The following is a 12,542-nucleotide window of genomic DNA, read 5'->3' as shown; positions in this document are numbered from 1 at the left end:
CACGTCATGAGTACAGTGGATGAAAGTGTCACGTCGAAAGATCCTGGCAGGCCTGGTGGCTGCCGGTGTAGCTCTGCCTGCCGGCTATTACGCACAGCAGGAATGGCAGCGGGCCCAGGAAGCGGAGCTGAGCAGTGACGAACCTGCGGTGCCGGTCGACGACCTGCCCAATGCGCTGCTGGGTGAACGCCTGGTCGGGATCTGGGACTGGCGCCTGACAGGCAATCACCCGGCGCTGGCTGTGCTGGCCGGGCCGCAGCAGCTGTTGCTCGACGTCGGGCAGGGTGCCCGTGCCTTGCGTGGCTACCTGGGTACCGCGCCGTATGGCGACCGGGGTTTGCAGGTTTACGGGCCGCTGGCTGCCGACCGATTGCCAGCGGTGCGCCTGAAGATAATTGCCGGCCCTGGCGAAGCCTATGACTGCGACGCCGTGCTGGATGAGATATGGGGCGACTGGAGCGAGGGCGGAGGCAGCGCCACCCTGAGTGGGCAAGTGCGTCTGGCAGGGACGCAGGCGGGGCATTCCGGTGTGCAAGCGGGTTTTGTCGCGGTCCGTCGACCGTTTGTGCTGGCGCGTGAGCGGCTGCCTTTTGTGGCGGCCCTGCACGAGGACCTGATTTCGCCGCAGCGCCGCTACTATCATCAGCTGTGGCATGCCAGCCGCGATCGTTGGCACCGCATCGATGATTCCCGACGGCAGATGGTGCGTGCGCTGGGCTGGCAGGTCGGCCCGTTGGGCAAGGAGCGCAACGCCCGCGGGCATGATCGCCATCGCAACGGCTCCGGCGAGGATTTTCTGTTCATGCATCGGCATATGCTGCATGGGGTACGTAAGGTCCAGGACCTGCGTTCCTGGGCCAGCCTGCCCGCGGCACGTCCTTCGATCGGGCATGGCGCCCAGGCGTTTTTCGATTACCTCGACAACCGCGACGGCTACAGCGTCCCGCCCAATTGGCAGGCGGCCGGCGATGATGCCTTCAGCCAGTGGCTGTACTACGTGAAGAGCACTCAGGGCCTGCACGCCAACTTCCAGCTGTGGGAAGCCCAGCTGCATGACCCGGAATATCTCAGCACCTTGTGCCTGGGAGAGTTGGGGTCGCGTATCGAGTTGGGGGTCCACGATTGGTTGCACATGCGCTGGGCATCCCTGGGGCGCGATCCGAACTCGGATTACCCGATGCCCTACGGGCGTCGCAACTATGATTTTTCCGAACGTTGGTTTCGCGCCGAGAACGACTTCCTTGGCGATCCGTTTTCATCTCACGTGAACCCGGTGTTCTGGGCGTTTCATGGCTGGATCGACGACCGTCTGAACGACTGGTACCTGGCCCACCAGCAGGCGCACCCGGGGGAAGTGAAGCCGCGAATGATCGAGGGTGTTCCGTGGTTTGCGCCGGGGCGCTGGGTGCGTGTGGCCGAGCCTTGGCTAGGGCCCACCCGTGACGGTTGCGGTGCCTGGGGGCTGGGCAATGGAGGCGGCACCGGGAAACTGGACATCGAGACCATGAAGCTGGCCTTGCAGGTCATTTTCAGCCCTGAAGAAGACGCCGATCGCCTGTCTGGCAGGGTGCCACAGCGGCCCTGGTATGCTCGCCATCTTGCACCTGGCCCGCGGCGTGACGGGTTGTAGCGCGGGTGCCCGGCATCGGATCTTCAGTGCCTGTGAGCGCGGGCTCACAGGCACTGAAGATAGCGTGACAAACTACCTCACCGTCATCAGCGCATCCGTGCCTGTCCACCCCCCGCCCAATGCCTTGTAAAGCGCAACACTGGCCTGCAGCCGCGCCTCACGCAGGCGTACCCGCTCGGCCTGTGCTGCAAACAGGCTGCGTTGCGCCTCCAGCACGCTGAGCAGGTCTTCGGCCCCGGCCCGATAGCGGTTTTCGGCCAGGTCGAACGCGCGCTGTGCCTGGCTAAGCGCCTCATTCTGCCAGCGAGTCTGGCGGTCCAGGCCGTCCACGCTGTTCAGTGCCTTCTCGACTTCGCCGAAGCTGGTTATCAGTACGCTGCGATACGCATCGAGCAACTCGTCCTGGCGAGCGATGGCGCGATCACGCGCAGCGCGCAAGGCGCCATTGTTGAAAATGGGGGCCGTCAGACCGGCACCGAGGTTGAACGCCGGGTTGTGCAGCAGGTCGATGGCCTTTCTGTCGCCGGTGGCCAGGCTGGCCGTCAGGCTTACCGTGGGGAACAGGGCTGCCCGTGCAACGCTGACATCCGCCTGAGCCGCTGCCAGGCGCGCCTCTGCGCTGGCAATGTCCGGGCGACGGGTCAACAGCTGGCTGGGAATGCCGGCGGCAATGCTCGGGCCGCGCAGTTGATCGAAAGGCTGATCGGCAAGCTCAAGTGCCTGCACCGGCACACCGAGCAGGGTTGCCAGGGTGATCTGCGCATCGCGGGCTTCTTGCTGGTAGAGCGGCAACTGTCGTTGCTGATTGGCCACCAGGCTCTCTTGTTGGGCCAGCTCCAGGGCAGTTGACGAGCCAGCCTGAAACCGCGTGCGCACCACATTGAGGATCTTGTCGGCGTTTTCCAGGTTGAGCGTGGCGATGTGGGCCTGCTCGCGAGCGGCGAGGGCTCGCAGATAGGTGTCGGCAACACTGCTCGTCAGGCTCAGCTCGAGGGTGTCACGGTCAAATGCAGTGGCTTGCAGGCCAAGCCGGGCACTGTCCCGCGCAGCGGCATTTGCGCCCCAGAAGTCCAGCTCGTAGCTGGCCGTCAGGGCCGTGTCGAAGTAGCGGTAAGTCCGTTTGCTGCTCGAGGTGTCCTGTTCGCTGTACCCTTGGCCTCGCAGGAGGCGCTGCTGATAGGCGTCGGCGCTGGCGTCCAGGCTCGGCAGCAGAGGGCCACCGGCAATGCGAAGGTCGGCCCGAGCCTGCCTGACCCTGGCCATGGCGGCGCGCAGGTCATGGCTGCCGTGGCGCGCCTGCTCGATGAGCTGGCTCAATTGAGCGCTGTTGAAGGTTGTCCACCACTGCGCCGAGGTAGCCGTGACCCCAGTCGGACCTTGCCAGCTGGCGGGCGCAACAATACCGCTGTCCAAGGGGGCGGGTGTGTGGCTGCAAGCGCCAAGCAGGGTCAGCAGCGGCAGCAGAAAAAGCGGGGTTCTGGTCATGGTCATTCACTGGTCAGAGCGGCGACAGGGTCGAGGGCGGCAGCCTTGCGCGCGGGCATGAAGCCGAAGATGACGCCGGTGGCTACCGAGCAGGCGAAAGCACCCACCATCGCCAGGGCGGAAAACGCCACGGCCACCTGGGCCAGGCTGAGTACCACACCGATCAGCAGCGCCAGGCACACGCCGATAAGGCCACCGGTGAGCGAAAGCACAACGGCCTCGGTCAGAAACTGGCGCAGGATGTCGCGCTGCCGGGCACCGGTGGCGATCCGTATACCGATCTCGCGGGTGCGTTCGCGCACGGTCATGAGCATCACGTTCATCACGCCGATTCCGCCCACCAGCAGCGAAATGGCGGCAATGGCCCCCAGCATCAGGGACAACCCGTTGCGCGTCGCGGCTTCGGCCTGGATCATCGCCGCGCTGTTGTCGATCTCAAAATCTTCGATGCCATTGTGCAGTCTCAGCATCAACTGGCGTATCGCCCGTTCGGCTTCATGCACCTGGGTGCTGTCGGCGGCGCCGATGATCACGTATTCCGGGTGCTGTGTGCCGGACAGCCGTATGGCAGTCGCTGAGTACGGCACTGCGATGCGCAGGTCGTTTCGCTGATTGGCGCCGCTGGAGCCTTTGCTGGCCAGCACGCCGATCACCTGGAAAGGCACGTTCTCGATGAGGATGTATTGGCCGATCGGGTCTTGGCCGTCCACGAACAGCTTTCTGCGCACTTCAGAGCCGATCACGGCCACGGCGGCAGCCGTAGCCAGGTCGTTGTCGGTGAAGAAACTGCCCTCGCTGACGGGCCAGCTCATCAGGGTCGGGAACACCGGCGTATAGCCGCCTATGGTCGATTCGAGATCGCGGTTGCCGAAGCGCACCTGCGCTTCCAGCGTCATGGCCGGCATGATGGATTTCACCTGGGGCAGCTCGGCCAGCGCCTGTACGTCGCTGAGGCGAACGTCGCCGGGTGGGGCGCGCGGAGCGGGAGAGGCGCCGTTCATGAACATGATGTTCGAGCCGAACGCGCCCATCTGGGCCATGACCTGGCGCTTGCTGCCTTCGCCCACCGCCAGCATCACGACCACCGACGCGACGCCGATGATGATCCCCAGCAGGGTCAGCGCGGTGCGTGTACGGTTGCTCCACATGACCCGCCAGGCGGCCTGCAGCGCGTCGCGGGTTTCGCCCAGCCAAGGGCTGCGCTGGGTGTCGGCCCGGGCCAGGCGATGGGCCAGATCATCTGCCTGCAGTGCGCCCTGGCGATCCTGTGGCGGCGCCTGACCGGCGCCACTGTCGCTGATCACTTCGCCGTCGCGGATCTCTATGATGCGCTGCGCACGAGCGGCCACATCGCGGTCATGGGTGATCAGAATCACCACATGGCCCTGCTCGGCCAGCTCATCCAGCAGGCGCATGACCTCGGTGCCACTGTGGCTGTCCAGCGCACCGGTGGGCTCGTCCGCGAGGATGATGTGGCCGCCGTTCATCAATGCCCGGGCGATGGATACCCGTTGTTGCTGGCCACCTGAAAGCTGGCGCGGGCGATTGCCGGTGCGCTCACCCAGGCCCAGGCGTTGCAGCAGGGCCCGGGCCCTTTCGGCGCGCGTGGCAGCGGTGGTCCCGGCGTAGATTGCCGGCATCTCCACGTTCTCTTGCGCCGAGGCGGAGGGGATCAGGTGGTAGCCCTGAAACACGAACCCGAACGCCTCGCGGCGCAACCAGGCCAGCTCGTCATTGTTCAGCCCGGCAACATCCTGGCCGGCGAAGCGATAGCTTCCGGCGCTCGGGCGATCGAGGCAACCCAGGATGTTCATCAGGGTCGACTTGCCGGAACCCGAGGTGCCGACGATGGCGATGAATTCTCCGGCATGGATCTTCAGGTCAATGCCGCGCAACACATCGACCTGAGGGCTGTCACCGCCACCGTAGGATTTACGGATGCCGACCAGTTCTATCAGCGGAGTGTTCATGTCAACCCTCGCTGCCGACAGGGCCGATCAGCAACTTGTCACCTTCATCAAGGCCCTCGAGTACCTGCACGCGCAGGCGGTCGCTGAGCCCGGTGCGTACCTGGCGCGTCTGGACTTCGCCCTTGCCGGTCAGCACGTGGGCAGTCTGCAGCCCCTCGCGCTGGCCGCGTCCCTGCAGTGCGGCGATGGGCACGGTCAATACGTCCTTGGCGGCTCCGGCGACGAAGAACACCTGTGCGGTCATGTCGGCCATCAGCGCATTGTCATCGTTGTCGACGTCCAGCAGCACGGTGTAGAGCACCACGCGCCCGGTCCCGTTGGCACTTGTACCGCTGGCGGCAACCGGGCTGCCGCCGCCTTGACTGAGCTGGTCCAGCGGCTTGGGCGGGATTGGCAAAATTTGCCTGACGGTGCCGGTCCAGCGCCTGCCGCCACTGCCCAAGGTGGTGAAGTAGGCCTGCATGCCGGTCTTGACCTGGCCGATATCGGCTTCCGAGACTTCGGCCCAAACCGTCATCGGCGACAGCTTGGCGATCCGCAGGATCAGCGGGGTGCGCTGCTGTGCGTTCAAGGTCTGCCCCTCGCGTGCATCGACCGCCACCACCGTGCCGCCAATTGGAGCATAGATGCGCGTATAGCCAAGCTCGGCTTCTGCGCTGCGTAACGTGGCCTGTGCCTGGAGAATCTGTGCCTGGTACATGTCAATCCGCGCCTGGGTTGTCAGCACTTTCGCCTGGGCGGTTTGCACATCTTCCTCGCGCGTGGCGCCGTCGTTGGCCATCCGCTGCTGACGCCGCAACTGCTGCTCGGCCAGGACATGCTCGGCGCGTTGCTCCTTGACCTGCGCTTTCAGGGTTTCGATGGCATAGCGCTCGGCATCCAGCCGGGCCTGTTGCGTTGCGGGGTCGATTTCCACCAGCAACTGCCCTTGCTTGACGGTGTCCCCTACCTCGACATGCAAGGTACGGATCTGGCCGGAGGCCTGCGCGCCGACATCGACGTACTGGCGGGGTTGCAAGGTGCCCAGAGCGGTGACGCTGGCTTCGATGTTGCCACGGCTGACGCTGACGAAAGGCCGCTTATCGGCTTCGCCGGGCAACAATTGCCAGGCTGCGAGTGCGGCCAGCGGGATCAGGCAAAGCACGAGTGTGACGGCGCGACGAGTAAGGCGTTGAGGGATCATGCAGTATTCCGACCATGAGAGGGCCGCTGTCACCAAGGAGCAGCTAGGGAGGCTGCCGATTAAACGAAAGCGCCAAGGACGGATTTAGCGGGAAGCGCCCGTTGCGGGCGGGGGAAATGTAACAGCGTCTTTAAACTTGATGAGAATTATTATAGTTTAAGCGCCGGCAATGCCATTACTTGGCCTGCACTGCAGTCATATCATCATCGGAAAACAGGGAAAGCGCTTCGATGCCGTCTTCGGGTGTACTGCTCGAGCAATACTATCGTGAACTGGTCGGGTACCTTCGTTCGCGTCTCGGCAGCCGCCATGCTGCCGAGGATATCGCTCAGGAGGCCTATCTGCGGATACTCGAGCGGTGTGACGACACGCAGATCTCCCATCCGCGCGCTTTCCTTTATCGCACGGCCCTGAACCTGGTCACCGATGGCCATCGGCGCAGCAAGGTCCGCCGCGCCGAGCCTTTGGAAGTACTGGAGACCGACGAGCGGTTCTTTGTCGCGCCCGTGCACGGTGTCTGTCGGCAGGAAGAGCGCTTGGCGTTGCTGCAACGTGCGGTGGCCGAATTGAGCGAAACCTGCCGGCAGTGCTTTTTGCTCCGCAAGCTCGAAGGCCTGTCGCATGGCGAGATCGCCACGCGGCTGGGTTTGTCCAGGGCCACGGTGGAAAAACACATCGTCAACGCCATGAAACATTGCCGCCTGCGCATGCGCGAGTGGGCCGAGGCCTGAGCGCACGCGCGGCTGCGCGGCGCGGGTTGCGTTCGCATCAGTTGCCTGACGGTGCACCGAATGTCAGGGCGCCCTTCATCATGGTCGAATGGAAAGGGTAGGAGCAGAAGAACGCGTACGCCTGGCCGGCCTGCAGCACGCGGGTGTCGAAGGTGACCGAATCCTTTTCGCCGCCACCGATTAACCGGGTATGGGCGAGCACGCGCTGGTCGCCCGGCTGGATATAGTCATCGGCTTCACCGGCTGCAGCGCCATCGGTGGTCACGCCTTTTATGTCTTCCTTTTTGGCTAGCACCCAGTTGTGGCCCATGATGTTCCTGGGCATCGTGCCGGTGTGCTGCAGGTTCACCGTGAAGCGTTGGCAGGACTGCGGCACGGTGATCGTCTTCAGGTCGTAGGTCATCTGGTCGGTACTGCGAATGTCCACGGAGCAGGGCTCGGCGGACCATGCGACGCTGGAAAGGCTCAGGGCGAAAAAGGCGAGGGCAGGGCGAAACATCTGGGTACTCCGAAAATGTAAGAGGCAATGCCTTGGGGCATGCGCCTTTTTTATACGAAGCCCGGACGTCAGGGTTTAGGGCGGGCGCTAGCCGCTCGCTTTGCCGGGGGGAGCACGGGTGGTAATCCTGCTTGCCGGGTTAAAGGCAAATGCAAATTCCGTCAGTCAATCACTTGATTTATGCGGGTTTACCGACTTCTATCAAAGAAGACCGCTGCCAGGCGTGACCTTGGCAGTAGCCGTTACTGGCGCAGTACGGTCATGGAGCGTACCCATTACCCAACTGCCCAGGTCCCACCATGGCAAACAAGACCCTGCGCATCCTCATCGCCGACGCCCACCCATGCCAGCGGCTGCAGCTGGAACGGTTGCTCAATGGCCTGGGCTATTACCGGATAGCCCCCGTGGAGAGCTTCGAGGAGCTGCAGCGCCTGGTGCATTGCGCCTTGCAGCCCTTTCATCTGTTGCTGGGCAATATCGAGCTGGCAAACCATGCAGGGGTTGACCTTGAGCGCTTCTGCCGGGTCAGCACGCAAATCCAGCACGCCCTGCTTTACCACTCCAGTCAATTGAGGGTGCCTTCAGTACCGGCGACCGAACGCCAGGCGGTCAGCCTGAGCCTGCCGCACGTGCCAGATAACGAGGCGCTGGAGTCGTTCATGGCGATCATCGACGCGCCACTGCTGGTCGGCAAATTGCCGCTGCCGAGTGGCATGCCGGCTGCTACGGTGCGGCCACGGCCGCGGGCCAACTTCGCGCACACAGTGTTCAACCGCTAGCGGCGCAGCGGGCAGGGCAACGGGGCCGCTATTTGTTATCCTCTTGCCCTTTGCCGATTTGCGGACCCTGCCATGACTGCCATCGATACCGCTCGCCCGCCCCGGTTCAGCCGCGGCGATCACCGGACCTTGGGCCTGGCTGCGTTGGGCGGCGCGCTGGAAATCTACGACTTCATCATTTTCGTGTTCTTTGCGCTTACCCTCAGCCAGTTGTTCTTCCCGCCCGAAATGCCGGAGTGGCTGCGCCTGCTGCAAAGCTTCGGCATCTTCGTCACCGGGTACCTGGCGCGGCCGCTGGGCGGCATCCTGATGGCGCACTTCGCGGACCACCTGGGGCGCAAGCGGGTCTTCAGCCTGAGTATTCTGATGATGGCCTTGCCATGCCTGTTGATCGGGGTAATGCCGACCTATGCCGACATCGGTTATGCCGCGCCGCTGATCCTGCTGGCCTTGCGCATCCTGCAGGGCGCGGCGGTGGGGGGCGAAGTGCCGAGTGCCTGGACCTTCGTCGCCGAACATGCGCCCATCGGGCGGCGCGGTTACGCCTTGGGCTTCCTGCAGGCCGGGCTGACCTTCGGCTACCTGCTGGGGGCGCTGATCGCGACCTTGCTGGCGCAAGTATTCACACCGCAGGAGATCCTCGACTACGCCTGGCGCTACCCGTTCCTGCTCGGTGGGGTGTTTGGTGTGATTGGCGTGTGGCTGCGCCGCTGGCTCAGCGAAACGCCGGTGTTCCTGGCCCTGCGCGCGCGCCAGGAGCAACCGGTGAAGTTCCCGCTGCGAAGGGTACTGGGCGAACACCGCCGGGCGCTGATCCCGGCGGCGTTGCTGACCTGTGTGCTGACTTCTGCCGTGGTGGTGCTGGTGGTAATCACCCCAACGGTGATGCAGCAGCGCTTCGGCATGAGCGCCGGGCACACCTTTGCCCTCAGCAGCGTGGGGATTGTCTTCCTCAATATCGGCTGCGTGCTGGCCGGCTTGCTGGTTGACCGCGTGGGCGCCTGGCGCGCGCTGATGCTCTACAGCGTGCTGCTGCCGCTGGGCATTGGCACGTTGTACGCCAGCCTGAATGGGCAGTGGGGCATGACCTGGCTGGCCTACGCGATGGCGGGTTTGAGTTGCGGTGTGGTGGGGGTGGTGCCGTCGGTGATGGTCGGGCTGTTCCCGGCCGAGATCCGCGTGTCGGGCATTTCCTTCACCTACAACGTGGCCTACGCACTGTGGGCCAGTACCACGCCGCTGGCGCTGATCGCGCTGATGCCGTGGAGCCCGTGGGTGTGTGTCGGGTTTTGTCTGATCATGGGTATGGTTGGGTTGCTGACGGCCCTGTATTTCGGGCGCCGTGAGCCATTGGCGTTTGCGGCAGAGCCGATGGCGATCATGTGTGGTGACAAATGATCGGGTAACGCGCGTGGGGCCTTGAGTCATCCTTCCGGGCGGGGGTTATTGGAATAACCTATTGGCCAAATTTAACCTGGAAGGTTAATTTCTCATGGAAAAGAGAACGCCTCACTGTCCGTTGGAAAGGGTAAAAGTCTTGGCTGCTGCCAGGCGCATCAGCCCTACAGGCGCTGCACTGAGAGGCGCCAGAGCCCTGGGAATGGATTATCCGGGCATGCTTGAAGTGATCTCCTGTTTGGAGCGTAGTGATTTCTACAAGAGCATGACCAGCCATATGGATCACCGCGTTTGGCAGGACGTCTATCGTCCGCTTACAGCATTTGGGTACGTTTATCTGAAAGTGTCCGTGGTAGACGACGTGCTCATCGTGTCTTTCAAGGAGTTGTAACCATGAGATGTCCAGTATGCGGCGGTGCGGAGCTTGCACCTGATGTTCAGGGGATGCCCTATAGCTATAAAGGAGAGGCGACCGTCATCCCTGACGTAAGTGGCGATTACTGTTGCGCCTGTGGTGAATGTGTACTTAGCCACGATGAAGCCATGCGTGTCAGTAACCTGATGACGGCATTCGAGCGTCAAGTCAACGCAGCTGTTGTGGATCCTTCCTTCATTGCTTCAATCCGCCGTAAGTTCGACCTCGACCAGCGTGAAGCGGGGGAAATTTTCGGGGGTGGCGTCAACGCGTTCTCCCGTTATGAAAACGGCAAGACCACACCACCCGTAGCGTTGGTGAAACTGCTCAAGCTGCTGGATCGCCATCCAGAACTCTTCGAGGAAGTGCGTACTGCCTGATTTTGGCACGTAACAAAAAGCCCCCGGCTCATGAGAACCGGGGGCTTTTTGTTACGGCAAGGGCAGGGCCTTACATGTTCGGGTAGTTCGGCCCGCCAGCGCCTTCAGGGGTAACCCAGGTGATGTTCTGGGCCGGGTCCTTGATGTCGCAGGTCTTGCAGTGCACGCAGTTCTGCGCGTTGATCTGGAAGCGCTTGTTGCCGTCTTCCTGGGTGACCACTTCGTACACGCCCGCCGGGCAGTAGCGCTGGGCCGGCTCGTCGTACAGCGGCAGGTTGCTGGCGATCGGGATGCTCGGGTCGGTCAGCTTCAGGTGGCAGGGCTGTTCCTCTTCGTGGTTGGTGCTGGAGAGGAATACCGAGCTGAGCTTGTCGAAGCTGAGCTTGCCGTCCGGTTTCGGGTAGTCGATCTTTTTCGAGTCGGCGGCCAGCTTGAGGCAGGCGTAGTCCGGCTTGGTATCGTGCAGGGTGAACGGCAGCTTGCCGCCGAACCAGTTCTGGTCCACATAGTTGAACGCGGCGCCCAGCAGCGGGCCGAACTTGTGCATGGCAGGGCCGAAGTTGCGGCTGGCGAACAGTTCTTCGTGCAGCCAGCTGGCCTTGAAGGCGCTGACGTAGCTGTTCAGCTGGTCACCGCCTTCGCTGCCGGCGATCAGGGCGTCCGCCACCGCTTCGGCGGCGAGCATGCCGGACTTCATGGCGGTGTGGCTGCCCTTGATCTTGGCCACGTTCATGGTGCCCAGGTCGCAACCGATCAGTGCGCCACCCTTGAAGACCATTTTCGGCAGCGAGTTGATACCGCCCTTGGCCAGGGCACGGGCACCGTAGCTGATGCGCTTGCCGCCTTCGAGGTACTGGCTGATCACCGGGTGGTGCTTGAGGCGCTGGAATTCGTCGAATGGCGACAGGTACGGGTTGGCGTAGGACAGGTCGACGATCAGGCCAACCACCACCTGGTTGTTTTCCAGGTGATAGAGGAACGATCCACCGGTGTTGTCCTTGGCGACCACATCCAGCGGCCAGCCGGCGGTGTGCACCACCAGGCCCTGCTCGTGTTTGGCCGGGTCGATCTCCCAGATTTCCTTCAGGCCGATGCCGTAGTGCTGGACGTCGGACTCGCTGTCGAGGTTGAAGCGCTTGATCAGCTGCTTGCCGATATGGCCGCGGCAGCCTTCGGCAAACAGGGTGTACTTGGCGCGCAGTTCCATGCCCGGGGTGTACAGGCCGTCCTTCGGGTTGCCTTCGCGGTCGACACCCAGGTCGCCGGTGACGATGCCGCGGACTACGCCGTTGTCGTCGAACAGCGCTTCCTGGGCGGCGAAGCCCGGGTAGATTTCCACGCCCAGGTTCTCGGCCTGCTGGGCCAGCCAGCGGCACAGGTTGCCCAGCGAGATGATGTAGTTGCCATGGTTGTGCATGGTTTTGGGCACGAACAGGTCAGGCACCTTGGTGGCGCTGCCGGCATCCTTGAGCACATAGATGTCGTCGCGCTTCACTTCGGTATTGAGCGGTGCGCCGAGTGCTTTCCAGTCCGGGAACAGTTCGTTCAGGGCGCGGGGTTCGAACACCGCGCCAGAGAGGATGTGGGCGCCGACTTCAGAGCCTTTTTCCACCACGCAGACGCTGATTTCGCTACCGGCTTCGGCGGCCTTCTGCTTCAGGCGGCAGGCGGCGGACAGGCCTGCCGGGCCGGCGCCGACGATGACCACGTCGAATTCCATGTATTCGCGTTCCACTGGTTCTCTCCTACTCATCAAGGCTCGTGCTGTTGCTTTGTCTTATTGGGTGCTTGCGCGCAGTGGCTCATCACGGGAGCGGAACTGTAGCTGCGCAAATGACGGACTACACCGTTTTGTCTTGGCCGCGCATTATATCTACACCACTTGGCAGGTCCAATACAAACGTTTGTTTGAATTTGCCGCAGGCCAGTAAAATCACAGGAACGCGGCTGGAGGGTGACCGATTTGCCGTATTGACCGGATGGGGTGTTACGGTCAAGATACGAGCGGTTTTACGTTCGCCGTAGGCTTGCAGCCGGGCGCAGGTACACCTCTAAAGACCAGGTGTGGAGCA

The 12,542-nt window shown here is 63.0% G+C and carries 11 protein-coding genes; 6 read left to right on the top strand and 5 right to left on the bottom strand.

What is annotated here, in order from left to right; genetic code table 11:
* Positions 1-19 precede the first annotated feature (19 nt).
* A complete protein-coding gene (gene pvdP, locus OZ911_RS20105) occupies positions 20-1,630 on the top strand; it encodes a pyoverdine maturation tyrosinase PvdP (protein WP_023048635.1) in 1,611 nt (536 codons plus the stop codon).
* 72 nt (positions 1,631-1,702) lie between these two features.
* Here pvdP and OZ911_RS20100 read toward each other — a convergent pair whose 3' ends face one another.
* Genes OZ911_RS20100 through OZ911_RS20090 form a run of 3 tightly spaced genes read right to left on the bottom strand, consistent with a single transcriptional unit; the run spans position 1,703 to position 6,268 of the window.
* On the bottom strand, positions 1,703-3,121 hold the full coding sequence (locus OZ911_RS20100) for an efflux transporter outer membrane subunit (protein WP_070086767.1): 1,419 nt from the start codon (positions 3,119-3,121) through the stop codon (positions 1,703-1,705).
* Entirely contained in the window at positions 3,118-5,085 is a 1,968-nt protein-coding gene (locus OZ911_RS20095; RefSeq protein WP_016488299.1) for a MacB family efflux pump subunit, read from the bottom strand. Before OZ911_RS20095 ends, OZ911_RS20100 begins: the two co-directional genes overlap by 4 nt.
* A 1-nt stretch (position 5,086) precedes the next feature.
* Entirely contained in the window at positions 5,087-6,268 is a 1,182-nt protein-coding gene (locus OZ911_RS20090) for an efflux RND transporter periplasmic adaptor subunit (protein ID WP_031312009.1), read from the bottom strand.
* A 230-nt stretch (positions 6,269-6,498) separates the two neighbouring features.
* Between OZ911_RS20090 and OZ911_RS20085 the strand changes: the two genes are divergently transcribed.
* Positions 6,499-6,999 carry a sigma-70 family RNA polymerase sigma factor gene (locus OZ911_RS20085; RefSeq protein ID WP_016488297.1) on the top strand — a complete coding sequence of 167 codons (501 nt, stop codon included), beginning with the start codon at positions 6,499-6,501 and terminating at the stop codon, positions 6,997-6,999.
* 37 nt (positions 7,000-7,036) lie between these two features.
* Here OZ911_RS20085 and azu read toward each other — a convergent pair whose 3' ends face one another.
* Positions 7,037-7,498, bottom strand: coding sequence for an azurin (azu, locus tag OZ911_RS20080; protein ID WP_023048064.1), 462 nt, complete (start codon positions 7,496-7,498; stop codon positions 7,037-7,039).
* Between the two features lie 299 nt (positions 7,499-7,797).
* On the opposite strand from azu, the gene OZ911_RS20075 reads away from it, so the two are divergent.
* The 4 genes from OZ911_RS20075 (at position 7,798) to OZ911_RS20060 (ending at position 10,470) form a co-directional block, all read left to right on the top strand.
* Positions 7,798-8,277 (top strand): hypothetical protein, encoded by a 480-nt coding sequence (locus OZ911_RS20075; protein ID WP_023048065.1) that lies wholly within the window; start codon positions 7,798-7,800, stop codon positions 8,275-8,277.
* A 72-nt stretch (positions 8,278-8,349) separates the two neighbouring features.
* Positions 8,350-9,675 (top strand): MFS transporter, encoded by a 1,326-nt coding sequence (locus OZ911_RS20070; protein WP_023048066.1) that lies wholly within the window; start codon positions 8,350-8,352, stop codon positions 9,673-9,675.
* 94 nt (positions 9,676-9,769) lie between these two features.
* On the top strand, positions 9,770-10,066 hold the full coding sequence (locus tag OZ911_RS20065; protein WP_024717923.1) for a type II toxin-antitoxin system MqsR family toxin: 297 nt from the start codon (positions 9,770-9,772) through the stop codon (positions 10,064-10,066).
* 2 nt (positions 10,067-10,068) lie between these two features.
* Positions 10,069-10,470: a type II TA system antitoxin MqsA family protein gene (locus tag OZ911_RS20060; protein ID WP_024717924.1), complete on the top strand. Its 402-nt coding sequence runs from the start codon at positions 10,069-10,071 to the stop codon at positions 10,468-10,470.
* Positions 10,471-10,540: 70 nt separating this feature from the next.
* Here the strand turns inward: OZ911_RS20060 and OZ911_RS20055 are convergent, their stop codons facing one another.
* Entirely contained in the window at positions 10,541-12,205 is a 1,665-nt protein-coding gene (locus tag OZ911_RS20055) for an electron transfer flavoprotein-ubiquinone oxidoreductase (protein WP_016488291.1), read from the bottom strand.
* Between the last annotated feature and the right edge of the window lie 337 nt (positions 12,206-12,542).

Source organism: Pseudomonas fortuita (assembly GCF_026898135.2).
GTDB lineage: Bacteria > Pseudomonadota > Gammaproteobacteria > Pseudomonadales > Pseudomonadaceae > Aquipseudomonas > Aquipseudomonas fortuita.
This window is presented reverse-complemented; position numbering and strand designations above follow the sequence as displayed.